This window comes from Rhizobium sp. L51/94 (genome assembly GCF_019355555.1).
GTDB classification, from domain to species: Bacteria; Pseudomonadota; Alphaproteobacteria; order Rhizobiales; family Rhizobiaceae; genus Rhizobium; species Rhizobium rhododendri.
The window spans coordinates 2,539,025-2,559,498 of the sequence record NZ_CP072141.1; the positions used below are offsets into that span (position 1 = coordinate 2,539,025).

At 61.4% G+C, this 20,474-nt stretch carries 19 protein-coding genes; 12 read left to right on the top strand and 7 right to left on the bottom strand.

Features of this window, described 5'->3' with window-relative positions:
* The 4 genes from J5274_RS12505 (at position 1) to tgt (ending at position 3,381) form a co-directional block, all read left to right on the top strand.
* The gene (locus tag J5274_RS12505) at positions 1-570 is read left to right on the top strand and encodes a peptidylprolyl isomerase (protein WP_142822649.1); all 570 of its coding nucleotides are present in this window, start codon (positions 1-3) and stop codon (positions 568-570) included.
* Between the two features lie 23 nt (positions 571-593).
* Positions 594-1,103, top strand: coding sequence for a peptidylprolyl isomerase (locus J5274_RS12510; RefSeq protein ID WP_142822650.1), 510 nt, complete (start codon positions 594-596; stop codon positions 1,101-1,103).
* 73 nt (positions 1,104-1,176) lie between these two features.
* The gene (gene queA / locus J5274_RS12515; RefSeq protein WP_142822651.1) at positions 1,177-2,250 is read left to right on the top strand and encodes a tRNA preQ1(34) S-adenosylmethionine ribosyltransferase-isomerase QueA; all 1,074 of its coding nucleotides are present in this window, start codon (positions 1,177-1,179) and stop codon (positions 2,248-2,250) included.
* Positions 2,251-3,381, top strand: a complete 1,131-nt coding sequence (gene tgt, locus J5274_RS12520) for a tRNA guanosine(34) transglycosylase Tgt (protein WP_142828847.1) — start codon at positions 2,251-2,253, stop codon at positions 3,379-3,381.
* Positions 3,382-3,384: 3 nt separating this feature from the next.
* Here tgt and J5274_RS12525 read toward each other — a convergent pair whose 3' ends face one another.
* The 4 genes from J5274_RS12525 to J5274_RS12540 all read right to left on the bottom strand — a co-directional run bounded on the left by J5274_RS12525 (position 3,385) and on the right by J5274_RS12540 (position 6,092).
* The gene (locus J5274_RS12525) at positions 3,385-3,810 is read right to left on the bottom strand and encodes a DUF4864 domain-containing protein (protein ID WP_142822653.1); all 426 of its coding nucleotides are present in this window, start codon (positions 3,808-3,810) and stop codon (positions 3,385-3,387) included.
* Positions 3,811-4,014: 204 nt separating this feature from the next.
* Positions 4,015-4,377, bottom strand: coding sequence for a DUF4189 domain-containing protein (locus tag J5274_RS12530; RefSeq protein ID WP_142822654.1), 363 nt, complete (start codon positions 4,375-4,377; stop codon positions 4,015-4,017).
* A 160-nt stretch (positions 4,378-4,537) separates the two neighbouring features.
* A complete protein-coding gene (locus tag J5274_RS12535; RefSeq protein ID WP_142822655.1) occupies positions 4,538-5,494 on the bottom strand; it encodes a bile acid:sodium symporter family protein in 957 nt (318 codons plus the stop codon).
* 157 nt (positions 5,495-5,651) lie between these two features.
* Positions 5,652-6,092 (bottom strand): hypothetical protein, encoded by a 441-nt coding sequence (locus tag J5274_RS12540; RefSeq protein ID WP_142822656.1) that lies wholly within the window; start codon positions 6,090-6,092, stop codon positions 5,652-5,654.
* A 105-nt stretch (positions 6,093-6,197) separates the two neighbouring features.
* Here J5274_RS12540 and J5274_RS12545 point away from each other — a divergent pair, with 105 nt between their 5' ends.
* From J5274_RS12545 to J5274_RS12555, 3 genes are read left to right on the top strand one after another with little or no spacing between them, the layout of a single operon-like run.
* Entirely contained in the window at positions 6,198-6,854 is a 657-nt protein-coding gene (locus J5274_RS12545) for an ABC transporter ATP-binding protein (RefSeq protein ID WP_142822657.1), read from the top strand.
* Positions 6,854-9,262 carry an FtsX-like permease family protein gene (locus tag J5274_RS12550; RefSeq protein ID WP_219274615.1) on the top strand — a complete coding sequence of 803 codons (2,409 nt, stop codon included), beginning with the start codon at positions 6,854-6,856 and terminating at the stop codon, positions 9,260-9,262. The genes J5274_RS12545 and J5274_RS12550 overlap by 1 nt, the downstream gene beginning before the upstream one ends.
* Positions 9,252-10,328, top strand: a complete 1,077-nt coding sequence (locus J5274_RS12555; protein WP_142822659.1) for a lipocalin-like domain-containing protein — start codon at positions 9,252-9,254, stop codon at positions 10,326-10,328. The genes J5274_RS12550 and J5274_RS12555 overlap by 11 nt, the downstream gene beginning before the upstream one ends.
* Here J5274_RS12555 and J5274_RS12560 read toward each other — a convergent pair.
* Both J5274_RS12560 and parE read right to left on the bottom strand, forming a co-directional pair.
* On the bottom strand, positions 10,325-11,533 hold the full coding sequence (locus J5274_RS12560) for an AI-2E family transporter (RefSeq protein ID WP_202617119.1): 1,209 nt from the start codon (positions 11,531-11,533) through the stop codon (positions 10,325-10,327). The genes J5274_RS12555 and J5274_RS12560 overlap by 4 nt on opposite strands.
* Positions 11,534-11,699: 166 nt before the next feature.
* Positions 11,700-13,763: a DNA topoisomerase IV subunit B gene (gene parE / locus J5274_RS12565; RefSeq protein ID WP_142822660.1), complete on the bottom strand. Its 2,064-nt coding sequence runs from the start codon at positions 13,761-13,763 to the stop codon at positions 11,700-11,702.
* Between the two features lie 210 nt (positions 13,764-13,973).
* Here parE and J5274_RS12570 point away from each other — a divergent pair, with 210 nt between their 5' ends.
* From J5274_RS12570 to J5274_RS12590, 5 genes are all read left to right on the top strand, one after another.
* Complete coding sequence (locus J5274_RS12570; protein WP_142822661.1) at positions 13,974-14,861, top strand: alpha/beta hydrolase; 888 nt, start codon at positions 13,974-13,976, stop codon at positions 14,859-14,861.
* Positions 14,862-14,983: 122 nt separating this feature from the next.
* Complete coding sequence (tpiA, locus tag J5274_RS12575; RefSeq protein WP_142822662.1) at positions 14,984-15,754, top strand: triose-phosphate isomerase; 771 nt, start codon at positions 14,984-14,986, stop codon at positions 15,752-15,754.
* A 133-nt stretch (positions 15,755-15,887) separates the two neighbouring features.
* Positions 15,888-16,322, top strand: coding sequence for a preprotein translocase subunit SecG (secG, locus tag J5274_RS12580; protein ID WP_142822663.1), 435 nt, complete (start codon positions 15,888-15,890; stop codon positions 16,320-16,322).
* Positions 16,323-16,461: 139 nt separating this feature from the next.
* Entirely contained in the window at positions 16,462-18,090 is a 1,629-nt protein-coding gene (locus tag J5274_RS12585) for a CTP synthase (RefSeq protein WP_142822664.1), read from the top strand.
* Positions 18,091-18,250: 160 nt separating this feature from the next.
* Positions 18,251-19,312, top strand: a complete 1,062-nt coding sequence (locus J5274_RS12590) for a HoxN/HupN/NixA family nickel/cobalt transporter (protein ID WP_219274616.1) — start codon at positions 18,251-18,253, stop codon at positions 19,310-19,312.
* Between the two features lie 69 nt (positions 19,313-19,381).
* Here the strand turns inward: J5274_RS12590 and J5274_RS12595 are convergent, their stop codons facing one another.
* The gene (locus tag J5274_RS12595; protein ID WP_142822666.1) at positions 19,382-20,470 is read right to left on the bottom strand and encodes a citrate synthase/methylcitrate synthase; all 1,089 of its coding nucleotides are present in this window, start codon (positions 20,468-20,470) and stop codon (positions 19,382-19,384) included.
* Positions 20,471-20,474 lie beyond the last annotated feature (4 nt).

Below are 20,474 nucleotides of genomic sequence, written 5' to 3' on the forward strand. Positions count from 1 at the left end.
ATGAAGTTCATCCACATCGCTTTCGCCGGACTTATGTGCCTGGCATCCCTGACAGGCGCTGCTTCTGCTGCCGACGACAACGACATCACGATCCAGCTGAAGGACGGCCCGGTCGTCATCCAGCTGATGCCGGAAATCGCCCCGAAGCATGTCGCCCAGATCAAGGCGCTGGTCGCCAAGGGTGCCTATGACAACGTCGCTTTCCACCGCGTCATCGACGGCTTCATGGCCCAGACGGGCGACGTCAAGTTCGGCAACATGGCCAAGGGTTACAATGCCCAGCAGGCCGGCATGGGCGGCTCCGACATGCCCGATATCAAGGCCGAGTTCTCCAAGACGCCTTTCGTGCGCGGCACGGTCGGCATGGCCCGCTCGCAGGATCCGAATTCGGCAAACTCGCAGTTCTTTATCATGTTCAAGGACGGACCTTTCCTTAACGGCCAGTACACGGTCGTCGGCAAGGTCGTGTCCGGCATGGAATTCGTCGACAAGATCAAGAAGGGCGAGGACGACAGCGGTTCCGTTACCGACCCTGACCGGATGATCAAGGTCACCCTGGGCAAGAAGTAAGAAGTTCAAAAGAGGAAAACACAATGGCTGAGATAAAAGATCCGGAAAACACCATCATCCTGGAAACCACCAAAGGCAACGTCGTCATCCAGCTGCTGCCGGAAGTGGCACCAGAGCACGTTGCGCGCATCAAGGAGCTGGCTCGCGAAAAGGCCTATGACGGCGTGGTCTTCCACCGCGTCATCAACGACTTCATGGCCCAGACCGGCGACGTCAAGTTCGGCAAGACCGGCGGCGCAGAGTTCAACCCGGCCCGCGCGGGCATGGGCGGTTCGTCCAAGCCAGACCTGAAGGCTGAATTCTCTGCGACCAACCACACCCGGGGCATCTGCTCCATGGCCCGCTCGCAGGCTCCGAACTCGGCCAATTCGCAGTTCTTTATCTGCCTGGCCGATTCACCATGGCTCAACAAGCAGTACTCGGTCTGGGGCCAGGTCATCGAAGGCATGGATAACGTCGACAAGATCAAGAAGGGCGAGCCCGTCAAGGATCCGGATTCGATCGTCACCATGCGGGTTGCCGCCGACGTCTGATCGTGATTACTCCTGAAGCCCGCCCTTCGCGCTCCCGGCGCGGGGGCGGGTTTCACTTTGTCTGGAATTGCCCATGCGCGTAGACCTATTCGATTTCGACCTCCCGGATGAGCGTATTGCGCTGCGTCCCGCCGAGCCGCGCGACAGCGCCCGGCTGCTGATTGTCGATCCCCACGCAACACCCGAATTGTCCGACCATCTCGTTCGTGACCTGCCATCGTTCCTGCGCCCTGGCGACGCCGTGGTGTTCAATGACACCCGCGTCATCCCGGCCCAGCTCGAAGGCATTCGCCATCGCGACGGTGCGACCAGCCAGCAGGTTTCAGCCACGCTTCACATGCGGATGTCGCCCGGCAGCTGGAAGGCTTTTGCCAAGCCGGGAAAGCGCATCAAGACCAGCGACCGCATCCAGTTCGGCAGCGAAACCGCCGAGATCGCCCTTGAGGCAACTGTCGGCGAGAAAGGCGAGGGCGGGGAAATCACCCTGCATTTCGATCTCTCCGGTCCGGAGCTGGATGCAGCGATAGCTGCCGTCGGCCACATCCCGCTGCCTCCCTATATCGCCGCCAAGCGTCACGAGGACGAGCGCGACAGTACCGACTACCAGACGATCTATGCCCGGGAAAAAGGCGCCGTTGCGGCACCCACGGCCGGGCTGCATTTTACCCCGGAGCTGTTCGATGCCCTGGACCGGATGGGCGTCGAGCGGCATTTCGTGACGCTGCACGTCGGCGCCGGAACGTTCCTGCCGGTCAAGGTCGACGATACCGAAGACCACAAGATGCATCAGGAGATCGGCCATGTCAGCGCCGCAACGGCTGAAGCGCTGAATGCGGTCAAGGCGCGGGGTGGGCGGATCGTCTGCGTCGGTACGACATCGCTGCGGCTGATCGAGAGCGCGGCTACAGACGATGGCATCATCGATCCGTGGTCCGGGCCGACGGGCATTTTCATCACCCCCGGCTACCGCTTCAAGTCGGTCGATATCCTAATGACCAATTTTCACCTGCCGCGCTCGACGCTGTTCATGCTGGTCTCCGCTTTTGCCGGCTTCGAGACGATGCACGCGGCCTACGCCCATGCTATCGGCACCGGCTACCGTTTCTATTCCTATGGCGATGCCAGCCTCCTGTTCCGGAAAGACTAGATGAGCCAGACCTTTCAGTTCCAGTTGAAGAAGACCGATGCGGGCGCCCGTCTCGGTGAAGTATCGATGCCACGCGGTTCGATACGCACACCGGCCTTCATGCCGGTCGGCACCGTCGGCACGGTCAAGGCGATGTATCTCGACCAAGTGCGCGACAGCGGCGCCGATATCATCCTCGGCAACACCTACCACCTGATGCTGCGTCCGGGCGCGGAGCGCGTCGCCCGCCTTGGCGGCCTGCACGAATTGATCCGCTGGCCTTATCCAATCCTTACCGATTCCGGCGGCTTCCAGGTGATGTCGCTGTCGGGGCTGCGCAAGCTCGACGAGCAGGGGGTCACCTTCAAGTCCCACGTCGACGGCAGTACGCATTACATGTCGCCGGAGCGCTCGATCGAGATCCAGGGCCTGCTGGACAGCGACATCCAGATGCAGCTCGATGAGTGCGTGGCGCTGCCGTGCGAGCCGAAAGAGATCCAGCGCGCCATGGAAATGTCGCTGCGCTGGGCGGAACGCTGCAGGGTGGCGTTCGGCGAACAGCCCGGCAAGGCGATGTTCGGCATCGTCCAGGGCGGTGACATTCCCGATCTTCGCATCCGCTCGGCGCAAGGGCTGACCCAGCTGGACCTCAAGGGTTATGCCATCGGCGGCCTCGCCGTCGGCGAGCCGCAGGACGTCATGCTGAAGATGCTGGAGACGACCTTGCCGGTGTTGCCGACGGACCGGCCACGCTATCTGATGGGTGTCGGTACGCCTGACGATATCCTGAAGTCGGTGGCACGCGGCATCGACATGTTCGACTGCGTCATGCCGACCCGCTCCGGCCGCCACGGCCTCGCCTTTACCCGGCGGGGTAAGGTGAACCTGCGCAACGCACGCCATGCGGAAGATATGCGCCCGCTCGACGAACAATCGAATTGCCCGGCATCGCGCGACTATTCCCGCGCCTACCTGCACCACCTGACGCGCACCGGCGAAGCGCTGGGCGGCATGCTGTTGTCATGGCACAATCTCGCCTACTACCAGGAACTGATGCAGGGTATCCGCCAGTCGATCGAGGAGGGCCGCTTTGCCGATTTCATGGCGGAAACGCAGGAGAACTGGGCCAAGGGCGACCTCGAGCGGATCTGACGATCAGATACCCTTGCTCGTCGTGTTCGGCACGATCTGCACGCCGTTGATCTTGTAGCCGCCGTCAGGCTGACGAGCCAGTTGGTAGATCGCCGACCAGTCCTGACCGTCGCGGCCGGTAATCAGCACTTCCTGGTAGAGAACGGCATCGTCGCTTTCCGATTTGCTGCGACCGAAGGCATAGTTACCGGGATGATAGACCGGCTGATAGCTCTTCTTCACCATGGCGAAGAAGGCGTCCTTGTCCGGAAATTTAGCGGCAATGCCCGGCGCTGCAAAAGAGTAGGCCGCGTCCGCATCGTCGTGAAGAAAGGCCTGTATCTGCTTCTCGATGACCTGCTGGGCCGCCAGCGCAGCATCCGCCGCCGAAGCAGGCGTAAGACCCAGGCAAAAAAGGAAGGCGAGGAAAGCGTAAGGCAGCGTGCGCATGCGAGGACCTCCTGTGGCGGAAGCCCATAAAATAGCGCGTTCAGCGAATTTTAAAAGGGAACATACGTCGTCGCTTATTTAGCTCGTTCGAGCAAAGTACATGCAGGCGATGGTGCTGTGCTTCGACATATTGATAGTAGTGAGAGTGACGGCTGACGCGAATGCAGGCCGTCACTCTTCAGTAACGTTTCGAGCTTGGGTGCCTTAGTTCTGGCAGTCCGAAACGATCACTCGGCAGTTCGGGCAATCTTGCAGCGCCTTCTTTTCGGCTTCGCGCTTGGTGTCGCCGTAGCCTATGCCGTAGTTGACCTTGTCGCCGACATAGGCGCCGCACGTCTCGAACCAGACGGCAATTTCACAGCTGTCGTTGCCGGCTTCCTTGCAGGACTTCATCGCATCCCGCTCGGCTTCCTTGCGGGTCGAGCCCCAGCCCGTGCCATAGCCGACGTCGCTCGCCGATGTACCCTTGCTGTCGTTGACGGCGAAAGCGCCGAACGCGAATGCAGTGCTTGCCTGAACCGAAAGCAGAAGTGCGATCGATATGCCAAGTGCAGCTTTATAACCCATGATGAACCCCTACAAAAATGGTAACCGCCCTCTCGCGGCGGGGTATCATAGCATCTCACGGGTCATGAAGAACCGAGCCTATACTTCCAGCGCAGCCCATTTTTGGTAGGATTTATTAACCTTATAGAGTTTGGAAATATAAAAATTTTCCTAAATTGCTTCAGGAAGCCGGAGAGATATCTGATTTTTCCTGTTCTGTTTGCCGTGAGAAGTAATTGGCAATCAATGCTCCGGAAATATTGTGCCACACGCTGAAGATCGCGCTCGGAACTGCGGCGATCGGCGAAAAATAAGCATTGGCAAGTGCTGCACCCAGTCCGCTGTTCTGCATGCCAACCTCGATGGCCAGTGCCTTGCGTTTCGGCAGCGAAAGTCCGAAGGCCTTGGCGGCGAAGAAGCCGAAAAGATAGCCCAGGCCGTTGTGGAGGACGACGACCGCAAAGATCAGCAGCCCTGACTGCGCGATTGCGCCCTTGCTGGCGCCAACGACGGCACTGACAATCAGGACGATGCCGATGACGCTGACCAGCGGCAGCACCGGAATGGCCGCCCGTACGAGCGACGGGACAAACTTCTGGAACAGGAGCCCCAATGCCAGCGGCAGCAATATGACCTGGACGATGCTAAGAAACATCGCGACGGGATCGACCGGCAGGTATTGGCTGGCAAACATCCAGACCAGGAACGGCGTGACGATCGGTGCGGCCAGCGTCGTCACGCTTGTGCAGGCGACGCTGAGGGCGACATCGCCTTTCGCAAGATAGGTCATGACATTGCTGGACGTACCGCCCGGGCAGCAGCCGACGAGGATCACGCCTGCCGCGACCTCCGGCGGCATCGGGATGATGCGTGTCAGCAGAACTGCAAGTGCCGGCATGATGATGAAATGCGCGAGGACACCGATTGCGACCTCCAGCGGACGCCTGACGAGCGCCTGGAAATCATCGAGCGAAAGCGTCAGGCCCATGCCGAACATGATGATGCCGAGCAGGATGACGATGTAGGGCGCAATCAGCTTGAACGTGTTTGGAAACAGAAATCCAAGGACCGCAAACAGGATGACCCAGAGGGCAAAGGTCCTGCCGACGAATGCAGACAGCGATACGAGTGTTTTCACGAGAAGCCTCCCAAATAGCAGGGTCTGGCTTTATCGGCCTGCCTCCGCCTGTCAAGGTCAGGCCTGGACGGGTTGGTTCTGAAGCAGCACCAGCGACAAATTATGGGCCAATCAAAGCTTCATGCACAAAGCGTGTGGAAGCGTTCAGATCCGGAAGTCAGTCGGGGACGTATTTGTTTTCGTAACGGACGCGGAAATTACGCCGGTGGAAATCCTCGCGGAAACAGATGAAGACCAGCTCAAGATCGCCATCGTCATGATTGTGACCGAGCAGGCTGAGGGCGATGACGACCGTGCCGCTGTAGCCCCGCGTCAGGCGGATGGCGGCATTGCGGATCTCGTTGGCTGTTACCGGGTCGCTCTCGGTCCGGCGATACACGAGCCAGAAAGGAGCGGTTTGTTTGGCTTCCGCAAGCGCAACGTCCACTTGGTCGCGGAATTCGCCGGTATGCCGTCCTCTTTCCGAAGCTGCTGCCCGCTCCATATCCTCGGTCATGACGTTCAGGTAGCCATCCCGGCCACTGCCGTCCAGGATCGTGGCTTCGACTTTCTCCAACGCCTTGTCTTCACTTAACGCGGTCTTGAACAGGATCGCCATCGAATCGCCTATACTGAATATACGGGGTCAAATTAGTCAGTCCTATGGACCTAGGCCACCGCGAAGCAGGAGGTCAGCCGCTCCGTGGACCTTATAAGGAATACAATGGTTCTCGCAATGCAAGGTGTGAGCAAGTCCTACCAGACGGTCGAGGGACCACTGGAAGTGTTGCATTCCATAGATCTCGGTCTGGACGCTGGCCGCAGCCTGGCACTCACGGGCGAATCGGGCAGCGGCAAGAGCACTTTGCTGCATCTCGCAGCCGGTCTCGACAGCATCGATGCCGGCAGCATCGCCATCGCCGGCACGGATGTCACGCATCTGCGCGATGTCGGCCGCGCCGCGCTGCGCCGCACCGTGGTCGGTCTCGTGTTCCAGCAGTTCAATCTCATTCCCTCGCTCGACGTCGAAGCCAATCTTGCCTTCCACGCCCGTCTTGCCGGACGGCACGACACCGGCTGGCAGAAAGAGCTGACGGAGAGGCTGGGGCTGGCGGGCTTGCTGAAACGTTACCCGGAGCAACTCTCCGGCGGCCAGCAGCAGCGTGTTGCCATAGGTCGCACGCTGGCGGCACGACCAAAGCTGGTGCTGGCCGACGAGCCTACCGGTAATCTGGATGAAGCGACGGGCGACGCGGTGCTTGACCTGATGCTGTCGCTGGTGGCCGAGACGGGCGCCGCGTTGCTGATGGTCACGCATTCGCTGCGCCTCGCCGAACGCCTCGATGCACGCATCCATCTGCGCTCGGGGCGGATCACCTGATGCTGGCAGTCAGCCTCTCCGCGCTTCTGTCCCACTGGCGCCGCCGACCGATGCAACTGGCCATGCTGCTGCTCGGCCTCTCCCTGGCCACGGCCTTGTGGTCAGGCGTGCAGGCGATCAACGCCGAAGCCCGTGCCAGCTATGACCGAGCGGCAGCCATGCTCGGCCAGGACCGGTTGCAGCAGATCGTCTCCGCCGATGGCGAACTGATACCGCAGTCCGATTTCGTCGCTCTCCGGCGTGCCGGCTGGCTGGTCTCTCCCGTCATCGAGGGCGACCTCCGGTTCGGTACCGTCAGGATATACGTCATAGGCCTCGATCCGGTCAGCCTTCCCGCAGAGGCGCAACAGGTGAACGTCAGCGCAGGTAATGATATCCTGAGCTTCATCACGCCACCGGGCCGCATGTATGTCTCGCCGGCCACTGCCACGCAATTGGCCGGCCAGCTGACGCCGCCGCTGGAGAAGGCCGATGGCCTGCCGCCCGGAACGGCGCTTGCCGACATCGGCATCGCCCAATCCCTTCTGGACAAACACGGACAGGTCAGCCGACTGATCCTCGACCCCCACCAGCCGGCCGGGCTCGCACCGCTGGCGTCGATAGCACCAGGTCTCGTCATTCACGCGCCGGACCCGCAGGGCGACCTCGTCCGGCTGACCGACAGCTTCCATCTCAACCTGACCGCCTTCGGACTGCTGGCCTTCGCCGTCGGGCTGTTCATCGTCTACTCGGCTATCGGTCTTGCCTTCGAGCAGCGTCGCCAGACATTCCGGACGCTCCGGTCTCTGGGCCTGTCCGCCCGGGCCTTGATCGGACTGTTGCTGGCGGAATTGCTCATCCTCGCCCTGGTTGCCGGGCTTGGCGGGGTGGTGCTCGGTTATTTCGTTGCATCCGCCCTTTTGCCGGATGTGGCTGCCACATTACAGGGGCTCTATGGTGCCGCAGTGCCGGGCACGCTGACGTTGCGGCCGGAGTGGTGGGCTACGGGTATGGCCATTGCCGTCCTCGGCACCCTCGTGTCGTCGGCACAGAGCCTCTGGCAGGTCTGGAGACTGCCATTGCTGGCGCCCGCGCAGCCGCGCGCCTGGGCGAGGGCGTCGGAGGCAGCCCTCCGGGTCCAGTCGGGTCTGGCGCTCGGTTTTTTCGCGGTCGGTCTGACGCTGGCGTTCTGGGGCTCCGGTCTGGTGGCCGGGTTTGCGGTTTTGGCCGGCCTGCTGCTCGGCTCGGCGCTGCTTTTGCCCGTGGTCATGACCTTGATGCTGTCGGTCATGCAGCGCCTGGCACGCGGTCCCCTGACGCAATGGTTCTGGGCCGATACCCGCCAGCAACTGCCCGGACTTTCCCTGGCGCTGATGGCGCTGCTGCTGGCCCTGTCAGCGAATGTCGGCGTCGGCACGATGGTCGCGAGTTTTCGCCTGACCTTCATCGGCTGGCTCGATCAGCGGCTGGCAGCCGAACTCTACGTCACCGCCCGCAACGAGGGCGAGGCATCGGCCTTGCGCACATGGCTCGCCCCCCGCGTCGATGCCGTGCTGCCGATCTGGAATGTCGAAGGTACCGTCGCCGGTCGCCCGGCGCAGGTCTTCGGCGTCGCCAACGACCGTATATACCGGGACAACTGGCCGATGCTGCAGGCCGTCCCCGGCGTCTGGGACCGGATCGCTGCAGGAAATGCCGCGCTGATCAACGAGCAGATGTCGCGCCGCGAGAAACTCAGGGTCGGCGACCCCCTGGTCCTGCCGGGCAACTGGAAGACCACCATCGTCGGCGTCTATTCCGACTATGGCAATCCGATCGGTCAAGCCATTGTCGGTATCGATGCGCTGACGACCCACTATCCGAACGTGTCTCGGCTCCGTTACGGGCTGCGTCTCGACCCGGCCAAGACCCCGGCGCTTGTCGAAGCCTTGGAGGCACAGTTTCACCTGCCGTCGCAGAACGTCGTCGACCAGGCGAGCATCAAAGCCAAGTCGCTGGAGATCTTCGAAAAGACATTTGCCGTCACCGGCGCCCTCAATGTGTTGACGCTCGGTGTCGCCGGTCTCGCGATGTTTGCCAGTCTCATGACCCTGTCAGGCATGCGCTTGTCGCTGATCGCGCCGGTCTGGGCTATGGGGCTGACCCGTCGCCATCTAGTGGCGCTCGAAGTGGCGCGCACCATGGTGCTGGCGGCACTTACCCTCCTTGCGGCGCTGCCGGTCGGTATCGGTCTTGCCTGGGTGTTACTTGCGATCGTCAACGTCGAGGCATTCGGCTGGCGCCTGCCGATGCACCTGTTTCCCTCGGACTGGCTGCGGCTGGCTGTCTTTGCGCTGGTTGCAGCGTTGCTGGCGGCGCTCATCCCCCTCCGCCGACTGGCGACGGTTTCGCCGTCCGATCTGCTGAAGGTTTTCGCCAATGAGCGTTAGAGCATTGCTGTTTTGCATCGCACTCGCCGTCGGTTTTCAAGGCGGGATGGTCAACGCCCAGGGGTTCGCCGGTCTCGGCACCAGTGCCGATGGCTTCGCCGTCCCCAAACCAGGTGTGCCCTTCAGCTTTCCGGCAGACCATGGCCCGCATCCGGACTACCGCATCGAGTGGTGGTACCTGACCGCCGATCTCAGGGGGGCGGATGGAAAGGACTACGGCGTGCAGTGGACGCTGTTCCGCTCGGCGCTGTCGCCCGGCGCGAAGGCGAACTGGTCCAGTCCGCAGATCTGGATGGGCAACGCCGCCGTGACCACGCCGACGCAGCATTTCGTCGCCGAAAAGTTTTCGCGCGATGGTTCAGGCGCTGCCGGGGTCACGGCGACGCCTTTTGCGGCGTGGATCGACGACTGGCAGATGAAGACGCGTCCGGATAAACCGGCAGGTGGCGACGCGCTGTCCCACATCGATCTCACTGCCACCGGTGCAAGTTTTCGCTACGATCTCACTCTCGACGCGAAAGGTCCCATCTTGGCGCAGGGCGATGGCGGCTATTCGGTGAAATCGGCCGGCGGTCAGGCAAGCGAATACTATTCGCAGCCGTTCTACGCGGCAAAGGGCACGCTGAAACTGCCGGGTGGCGATGTCGCCGTGACCGGGGATGCGTGGCTCGATCGGGAGTGGTCGTCGCAGCCGCTTTCGGCCGACCAGAAGGGCTGGGACTGGTTTTCGCTGCATCTCGAAAACGGTGAAAAGCTGATGGGTTTCCGGCTGCGCGACAGCGGCGCGGGTTTCACCTCGGCCACCTGGATTGCCGCCGATGGCAAGCCGACGCCGTTACCCAAAGGCGCCCTGACCATGACGCCGCTCAAGACAACGAACGTCTCAGGCCACACCGTGCCGACCGAATGGCGCCTGGATATCCCGGCCCGCAATTTCAGTGTGACGACCAGCCCGCTGAATGCGCAGGCCTGGATGGCAACGCGCTTTCCATACTGGGAAGGGCCGATCAGCTTCCAGGGAACGCAAAAGGGCCGCGGTTATCTCGAAATGACCGGTTACGACTAGCGGACAGCGCTGGCATCCAGATCGGCCTTCGGAACGTCGCGGTGAATGCGCAGCGGCTGTTCGGCGTCGTTGTATTCCTGCTCGTCCTCTGCAAGCTCGACTTCGCGGATCCATTCGCGCCAGATCGCAACGATGATCGCCATCAGCACCGGACCGATAAACAGCCCGAGAAAGCCCATCGTCTTGACGCCGCCGACGAGGCCGAAAAACGTCGGCAGGAACGGCAGCTTGATGGGGCCGCCGACCAGTCTCGGTCGCAGCGTCTTGTCGACGATGAAAAGCTCGACCGTGCCCCAGACGAGCAGCGCGACGCCGGCGACCTGGGCACCGCTGCCGAGCAGATAGAGTGAGACCAGCGTGAATGACAGGGGCGCGCCGCCGGGAATGAGCGCCATCACACCGGTGAGCACGCCGAGCGTCACGGGCGAGGGGACGCCAGCGATCCAGTAGGCGACGCCGAGGACGATGCCTTCACCGATGGCGATGACTGTCATGCCCATGACCGTCGAACTGATGGTGATCGGCACGACCCGTGAGATCCGCGCCCAGCGATTGGGGAAGATGCGCTCGCCGATCAGATCCAGCTGCCGCACGAAACCGATGCCGTCACGATAGACGAAAAACAGCGCGATCATCATGAACAGCAGCGTCAGGATCACGTGGAATGCGCCACCGCCTGCCGCAAGGACCGCGCGGTAGATGTTGCCGATGTTGGCGCCGCTGACGACCTGCGCCATTTCGCCGATGGCACCGGGAACGCCGACATAATGCGTCCATTGCTCATTGAGCCACGGCCCGGCGATCGGCAGGTCCATGATCCACAGCGGCGTCGGAGCGCCGAAGCGATTGACGTGCAGCGCCCAAGTGAACCACTCCTTCACCTCGCCGGAGGTGTAGATCACCGCAAAGACGATCGGAAGCACAAGGAAGGCAATGATCAGAATGATGGCGATGGAGGCGGCGATGGTGCGCCGATTGCCGGTGCGGCGCAGGATGTCGCGATAGATCGGCCAGGTCGCAAAGCCGATGACCAGCGCTGCCAGCACCGGAACGATGAAGCCGTAAAAGAAGTAGATAGCGGCCAGCGCGATAAGCAGCAGCAACCAGCGCGCGGCGGAGATCGACGGGATCAGCGCCATCCGTGCCTGTGTCGCTGGTCCCAGCCAGCTCGGTTCCCCCGGCTTTTGACGTTCGAACATACCCACCCGGACTTCTGTCTTCATTTCAGTTCAATTGGTTATGGGGCATGAACCAGGCTGATTCAAGGGTAAGGCCCGCAATGGCCTATATTACGCCGCCGTGACAGCGATGCGACCGCAAGTGGTTGTGGAGGAGAAAAAGTCTACCTCGCGTCGCTCCCCGATATCGACCCTAGATATCGAGATTTTCCGCAAAGGCTGCGCGCTCCTGAATAAAGCGGAAGCGGGCGTCTGGCTTGGTGCCCATCAAGGCATCCACCGCATCCCGGGTCCCCTCGAAATCGACATCGTCGATTGCGACCTTCAGCAGCGTCCGCCGCGCAGGGTCCATCGTCGTTTCCTTGAGCTGTGCCGGCATCATTTCGCCAAGGCCCTTGAAGCGCCCGATTTCGACCTTCTTGCCCTTGAACACCGTGTTCATGATCTCGGCACGGTGCGCATCGTCCCGGGCATAAAGGGTTTTTGCACCCTGGGTCAGCCGGTAGAGCGGCGGCACCGCGAGGAACAGATGGCCACCCCGGATCAGGTCCGGCATTTCTTGGTAGAAGAAGGTGATCAGCAGCGACGCAATGTGGGCGCCATCGACGTCGGCATCGGTCATGATGATGATGCGTTCGTAGCGCAGATCCTCGTCCCGGTATTTGGCGCGCGTTGCGCAGCCGAGGGCCTGGATCAGGTCGGAAATCTGCTGGTTGGCCGACAGCTTTTCGCGGGTGGCACTGCCGACATTGAGGATCTTGCCGCGCAATGGCAGGATCGCCTGATTGGATCGGTTGCGAGCCTGCTTCGCTGAACCGCCAGCCGAATCGCCTTCGACGATGAAGAGTTCGGCACCGGCGGCCGTATTCTGCGAGCAGTCGGACAGCTTTCCCGGCAACCGCAGCTTGCGGACCGCGGTCTTGCGATTGACCTCTTTTTCCTTGCGACGACGCAGGCGTTCCTCGGCACGTTCGATCACCCAGTCGAGCAGCTTTTCGGATTCCGCCGGATTGTCGGCGAGATAGTGGTCGAAGGGGTCGCGCAGGGCATTTTCGACGATGCGCTGGGCTTCGGCGCTGGCCAGTCTATCCTTGGTCTGGCCGACGAATTCCGGCTCGCGGATGAACACCGACAGCATGCCGACGGCTGAAATCATCACGTCGTCGGTGGTGATCGCGGCGGCGCGCTTGTTCTGCGTCAGCTCGGCGTAGTTCTTCAAACCCTTCAGCAGCGCAATGCGCAGGCCTGCCTCATGGGTTCCGCCTTCGGCGGTCGGAATGGTGTTGCAATAGGAATGGACCTGCGGATCGCCGCCGTACCAGCTGATCGCCCATTCCAGAGAGCCGTGGCCGCTGGCCTTCTCCGACTTGCCTGCAAAGATCTCGCGGGTGACGGTGAACTCCTTGCCCATTGTCGCCTGCAGATAGTCTTTCAGGCCGCCCGGAAAATGGAAGACTGCCTTGTCGGGAATATCGGAGCCTTCCGGCAGCATGCCGGCATCGCAGCTCCAGCGGATCTCGACGCCGCCGAAAAGATAGGCTTTGGAGCGGGCCATGCGGAAAACACGGGCCGGATCGAACTTGGCGTGATCGCCAAAGATCTGCGGATCGGGATGGAAGCGCACGCGCGTGCCGCGACGATTGTGGATATCGCCGAGTTCCTCGAGACCGCCCTGCGGAATGCCGCGTGAAAAGCGCTGGCGATAGAGCTTCTTGTTGCGGGCAACTTCGACTTCCATGTCGTCCGAAAGCGCATTGACCACGGAGACGCCGACCCCGTGCAGACCGCCTGAGGTCTCGTAGGCCTTGCCATCGAACTTGCCGCCCGCATGCAGCTTGGTCATGATCACTTCGAGTGTCGACTTGCCCGGCACCTGCGGATGGTTTTCCACCGGAATGCCGCGGCCATTGTCGCTGACGGTCAGGTAGCCTTCGACGTCGAGATGGACCTCGATAAAATTCGCATGGCCGGCGACGGCTTCGTCCATCGAATTGTCGATGACTTCGGCAAACAGATGGTGAAGCGCCTTTTCGTCGGTACCGCCGATATACATGCCGGGGCGCATGCGCACGGGTTCGAGGCCTTCGAGCACGCGGATGGCCGAGGCGTCGTAGCCGTCCGAAGAAGATTGCGTCGGCGGCGCCGGGCGAGGAGCGGCTGCGACTTCCGGCTTCTTCGGGGCATCTGCCTTCTTGGCGACTTCCGGGGCTGCGGCGATCGTCGAGACTGCGGAAAAGAGATCGTTGCTGTCATCCATAAGCGTGTTCAAATCTTAAAGTGAGAGTAATCCCCGCGAGCGGTTGCAGGCCAGAGCGAATCGAATGGCGCTGCACGCTCGACTGATCCGGATTCTGGCAGAAATCTAGCAAAAAAGCGACGCAGGCAGATTCCGGGACCAATTGGAAAAAAGATTTGCGTCGGCCACCGCCGAATGGCAAGCCACAGTTCTTCAAAGGGTCCCATCGGCATGCCAATGTCCACAGTTCATTTCCTCAAGATCGCTGCCACCGTCGCGTTTATCGCCTTCCTGGCCACGGACGCGTCTGCCGTGCAACTGAAACCGTTCAAGGACGAGCTCTTTTCCAGCCAGACCGTCGTCGAGAGCCACGATAACGGTGCGTTCGAGACCATCGACTACCAGGAGATGCGCGACATCAACGGCCGGGACATCGTTCCGGAGCGCCGCGTCAAGCCGGCCTATCTCGGGCTCGGCGTCCGCTGGAAGCAGACGGACGAGACACTGGCTCTCGGTGCACGCAAACTCGATGTCACCAGGGTGGGACCTGCGAGCGGGCAGGCATTCACTGTTATCTTTATCCACGGTCGAGCCGGTGACCGGCGGCTGGGCTCGAACGACTATATGTTCGGCGGAAACTTCAACCGGCTGAAAAATCTCGTGGTCGACAATGGCGGCAGCTACTATGCGCCGACCATCAGGACGTTCGATGCAGAAGGCGTGGCCGATGTCGCAGCGCTGATCCGGGCAGCCTCCGAACAATCAGGCGGACAGCCTGTGATTCTGTCCTGCGCCTCGATGGGCAGCATCGTCTGCTGGGGGATCACGCGGGATGTCGAGAGCGTCAAGCGGCTTTCCGGCATGGTGATGATGTCAGCCGTGACCGACCCGACCTTCGCCAAGAGCCCGTTCTACAAAGCCCGGCTGCCGATCTGGTTTGCCCATGGCAGCGCCGACAAGGTCTATGCGGCTGCAGACCAGCAGGCGCAGTTCGAAAAGCTTATCAAGGCGAAGTATCCGACCCGCTTCACGCTCTATACGAACGGCACCCACGGAACGCCATTGCGCATGCTGGACTGGCGCAAGACCCTCAACTGGCTGTTTTTACCCTCGCCATGATCGCAATTTTTGCTTTCGGGCGGAGCGACGGATGGCAATCGGGATGGCGTAATGGCGCGCAACTTTCATTTTGCCGATTCTTTTGCTAGGTCCGCATGCAAAGCGACGGGAGGAGAGGCGCCATGACACAGAAGATACGTCCGCTATTGGCGGGCAACTGGAAAATGAACGGCACGCGGGACAGCCTGACGGAAATCAAGGCTATCGCGGATGCGATCGATCAGGCGCAGGCGGAGAAGGTCGAGGCACTGCTCTGCCCACCGGCAACGCTGCTCTATGTGGCGACCGCACTCTGCGATGACAGCCCGCTGGCGATCGGCGCCCAGGATTGCCACCAGCACCGCATTGGCGCCCACACCGGGGATATTTCCGCTGAAATGATTGCGGATTGCTTTGGCACCTATGTGATCGTCGGTCACTCCGAGCGGCGCCGGGACCATGGCGACAGCAGCGAACTCGTGCGTGCCAAAGCGGAGGCCGCACATGCGGCGGGACTGACCGCCATCGTCTGCGTCGGCGAGACTGCCGAAGAGCGTCAATCCGGCCATACTATCGATGTTCTGAAGCGGCAGATCGAAGCATCGGTCCCGCGCGGCTCGACGGCGGACGATACCGTCATCGCCTATGAGCCGGTCTGGGCCATCGGAACCGGCCTTGTGCCGCAGGAAGACGAGATTGCCGCCGCCCATGCTTTCATGCGCGCCGATCTCGTGGCGCGGCTGGGACGGACTGGTAAAAGCATGCGGCTCCTCTACGGCGGCTCCGCGAACCCTGCCAACGCAGCTGTTCTCATCGGCATCGATAACGTCAATGGCTTGCTGGTCGGCGGAGCGAGCTTGAAATCGGTCGATTTCAACGCGATATACAACGCATATCTGAAACACACGGCCTGACGCTGGCCGCCTCCTGCCGTTTTTCGGCTGCAGGGGCGGGCCGCGATGAAAAGGCTTGGAATAGGCGAGAGGCTCATGTAAAGAGCCGCGAGCTTTTATTCTTATGCCCGTATACGCGGGCGGGACTGGACCTATGCAGACCGTATTGATTGTCATTCATCTCATGATCGTGCTTGCGCTGGTCGGAGTGGTTCTTATTCAACGCTCCGAGGGCGGCGGCCTTGGCGTCGGCGGTGGGTCGGGCTTCATGTCCGCCCGTGGCGCTGCCAATGCGCTGACCCGGACGACGGCGATCCTTGCGACGCTGTTCTTCATCACGTCGCTCGGTCTCGGCGTCCTGTCGCGCTATGAAGGTCGCCCGACCGACATTCTCGACCGGATCACGCCGGCTGGACAGACGAAGAGCGGTGGCATTCTCGACTCGCTCGGCGGCGCAAAGCCTGCAACGGGCACGGCCCCTGCTGGGACTGCACCGGCAGGGACGGCACCCGCTTCGCCTTCCGGCCAGGCTGCTCCGGCAACGCCAGCTCCGGCACCGGCGCCGACCGGTGTCCCCACGGGTCAGTAACAGACCCTGAAACGATCCTCCGGCAGGTCTCAAAACCTGCCGGTTTTATTTTGTCCATCCTCCGCCTCGTCTTCAAAAGTTCTGGAAAAGAATTTTGGGGCTGGCGGAATCATTTGTTAAAAGGTAACCGGTGGCTCCCATGGCGCGATATGTATTCATCACCGGCGGCGTGGTTTCCTCTCTAGGCAAGGGAATTGCGGCCGCTGCTCTCGGAGCACTCTTGCAGGCCCGCGGTTATAGATGCCGCCTGCGCAAGCTCGACCCCTATCTGAATGTCGATCCGGGCACCATGAGCCCGACACAGCACGGCGAAGTCTTCGTCACGGATGACGGCGCAGAGACCGACCTCGACCTCGGGCACTACGAGCGCTTTACCGGCCGCTCCGCCACCAAAACCGACAACATCACAACCGGTCGCATCTACAAGAACATCATCGACAAAGAACGGCGCGGCGACTACCTCGGCGCCACCGTCCAGGTTATTCCGCACGTTACCAACGAGATCAAGGATTTCGTTACCGAAGGCAACGACGACTACGACTTCGTCATCTGCGAAATCGGAGGTACTGTCGGCGATATCGAGGCGATGCCTTTCATGGAGGCCATCCGCCAGCTCGGCAACGACCTGCCGCGCGGCACGGCCGTCTACGTCCACCTGACGCTGATGCCGTACATTCCGGCTGCCGGCGAGCTGAAGACCAAGCCGACCCAGCATTCCGTCAAGGAACTGCAGGCGCTGGGTATTCACCCCGACATCCTGCTCGTACGCGCCGATCGCGAGATCCCGGAAGCCGAGCGCAAGAAGCTTTCGCTGTTTTGCAATGTCCGCCAGTCCGCTGTTATCCAGGCGCTGGACGTTGCCAATATCTATGATGTGCCGACGGCCTACCACAAGGAAGGTCTCGACAACGAAGTGCTGGCCGCCTTCGGTATCGAACCGGCACCGAAGCCGCGTCTCGAAGCGTGGGAAGAAGTCTGCAATCGTATCCATACGCCCGAAGGCGAGGTGACCATTGCCATCGTCGGCAAGTACACTGGCCTCAAGGATGCCTACAAGTCGCTGATCGAAGCGCTGCATCACGGCGGCATCGCCAACCACGTCAAGGTGAAGCTCGAGTGGATCGAATCGGAAGTCTTCGAAAAGGAAGACCCGGCTCCCTATCTCGAAAAGGTGCACGGCATTCTCGTGCCCGGCGGCTTCGGCGAGCGCGGATCGGAAGGCAAGATCCACGCGGCCCGATTCGCCCGCGAGCGCGCAGTTCCCTATTTCGGTATTTGCTTCGGCATGCAGATGGCGGTCATCGAGGCGGCCCGCAACCTGGCCGGCATCGAGCACGCCTCGTCGACGGAATTTGGCGCCACCAGCGAACCGGTCGTCGGCCTGATGACCGAATGGATCAAGGGCAACCAGCTAGAGAAACGCGCGGCCTCAGGTGACCTCGGCGGCACGATGCGCCTCGGCGCCTACAAGGCAGCGCTCAAGAAAGGCACGAAGATCGCGGAGATCTATGGATCTTCGGATATTTCCGAACGCCATCGCCATCGCTACGAGGTCAATGTCGATTACAAGGACCGGCTGGAAAGCTGCGGCCTGGTATTTTCCGGCATGTCACCGGACGGCGTGCTGCCGGAGACGATCGAGTACCCCGATCATCCATGGTTCATCGGCGTCCAGTACCATCCGGAACTGAAGTCCCGTCCTCTCGACCCGCATCCGCTGTTCGCAAGCTTCATCGAGGCAGCACTCGAACAGAGCCGCCTAGTCTAAGGCGACAAGGCAGATCAGGAAAACACTTGGAGCCCGGCGAAAGCCGGGTTTCTTTTTGCGCTGCATCAAATTTTCGCAAAACTACGTCATTTGCCTCTCGTCTCGATTTTCTTTCCATGGCAGTTTGCGGCCTATTGTCCGCAAAGGAGAACGATGTTCTATGCCCAATCCGTTTGACGACCGGAAAGACCGTGCCGGGACGAAGATCACCATGACCTACGTCCTGCTGATCGGCTTCAATATCGGTGCGTGGGTCTGGGCATGGACCGCCTTTTCAGACCGTCCAGCCTTGTTGGGGACGGCATTCCTTGCCTACATGCTCGGCTTGCGGCATGCCTTCGATGCCGATCATATTGCGGCTATCGACAATGTCGTGCGCAAGCTGGTGCAGGACAAGAAATCGCCGGTTTCCGTTGGTTTCTTCTTTTCGCTCGGTCATTCCAGCATCGTCGTGCTCGCATCGATCGCCATTGCCGCCACTGCTTCGATGATGCCGCTCGGCGCTTTCCGCGATGTCGGCGGCATTGTCGGTACATCCGTTTCAGCGCTGTTCCTGGTCGCCATCGGCGTTGCCAATTTCTTCGTGCTGCGCGGTATATGGGCAGCTTTCCGTCGCGCCAGGCGCGGCGAGACGATCGTCGAGGAAGACCTCGATGCACTGTTGTCGAACAGCGGCTTTCTCGCGCGCATCTTCCGGCCGATGTTCAAGATCGTCACGCGCTCATGGCACATGTACCCCATCGGCTTACTATTTGGCCTCGGCTTCGACACGGCAACGGAAATCGGCTTGCTCGGGATATCGGCGACGCAAGCTGCGCAGGGCATGTCGTTCTGGACGATCCTCGTTTTCCCAGCGCTTTTCACGGCCGGCATGTCGCTGCTCGACACCACCGACAGCGTCTTGATGACCCGTGCCTATGGCTGGGCCTTCATCAATCCGATGCGCAAGCTCTGGTACAATCTGACGATCACCGCCGCCTCGGTCGCCGTGGCGATCTTCATCGGCGGCATGGAGGCACTTGGCCTTCTCGTCGATAAGTTCGGGCTCGAGGGCGGCGTTTGGGGCACAATTGCCGATCTCAACGACAATCTCGCCAATTTCGGCTACGCCGTCGTCGGCATTTTCGTCGTCAGCTGGCTGATCTCGACGCTGGTCTACAAGATGCGCGGCTATGACGATGTGACCCTGAACCTCGCCGCTGGGCAATCCACCACGAACTGATGGATCTGGCATGATCGGCTGTCTTCCGGATCCACCAATAGCGGCGGATCCGGGTTTGTCTACCGATCGTCAGGCGGCCTTGGGCAGTGGCCCAGTATAGCGGGATTGCGGGCGGATGAGTCGTCCGTCCAGCACCTGCTCGCGCGCATGGGCAATCCAGCCGACCGTGCGGCCGATTGCGAACACGCCGGTGAATGACTCCCTGGGGAAACCGAGCGAATCGAGCAGCAAGGCCGTGTAGAATTCGACGTTAGTCTCGATAGGGCGATCCGGCTTGCGTTCGCGCAATAAAGCCAGTGCGGTCTGCTCCACGGCTTCCGCCAGCGCCATCCGTCGTCCGTCCACCTGTCCGGCGGCAACGATCGGCTTTAGTGCTGCCTTCAGGGCATCGGCGCGCGGATCGCGCACCCGGTAGATGCGATGACCGAACCCCATCAGCCGCTCGCCCTTGTCGAGTTCGGCGGCGATCCAGGCGCGGGCGTTGGCGGGTTCGCCGATGGCGTCCAGCATATCGAGCACCGGCCCCGGCGCACCACCATGGAGCGGACCGGTCAAGGCTCCGAGCGCCCCGAGCACGGAGGAAGTGAGCCCCGCCTGGGTCGAGGCGATGACACGGGCTGCAAACGTCGAGGCGTTCAATCCGTGGTCGGCGATGGTGACCAGATAGGCATCTAGTCCCGCCGTCTGTTCAGCCGTGGGCATGATGCTGGTGAGCATTCGCAAAATATCCTCGGACTGCGAAAGGCCGGCATCCGGGCGTATCGCCGGCTTGCCGTCGCGCAGCCGCAGAACTGCCGGCAGGAACACGGCAGGTGCTGCCAGCAACCTGAGAGCCGTGGCACGGTCCGCACCATCCGGCACGCGGGCAAGCAGCGCCCTGATAGCTTCGACCGGCGGCAACCTGAACAGGCCCGCTTCGCTCTCGGTTACGATGTCGAACATCGAAACTCTTGCGTCACCGATGAGTGACTTCAGCCCATCGACATCGTTCGTTTCCGGAAAAAGCCCCGAAAGCAACAGCTGCGCAACGTCCTCGTAGCGGCTCGTTGCCACGAGGTCGTCCAGCGACACGCCACGTATCACCAGTCGACCGGCGAGCCCGTCGACATCGGACAATCGGGTTTCTGCGGCAATGACATCGTCCAATCCACTTTTCATCGTC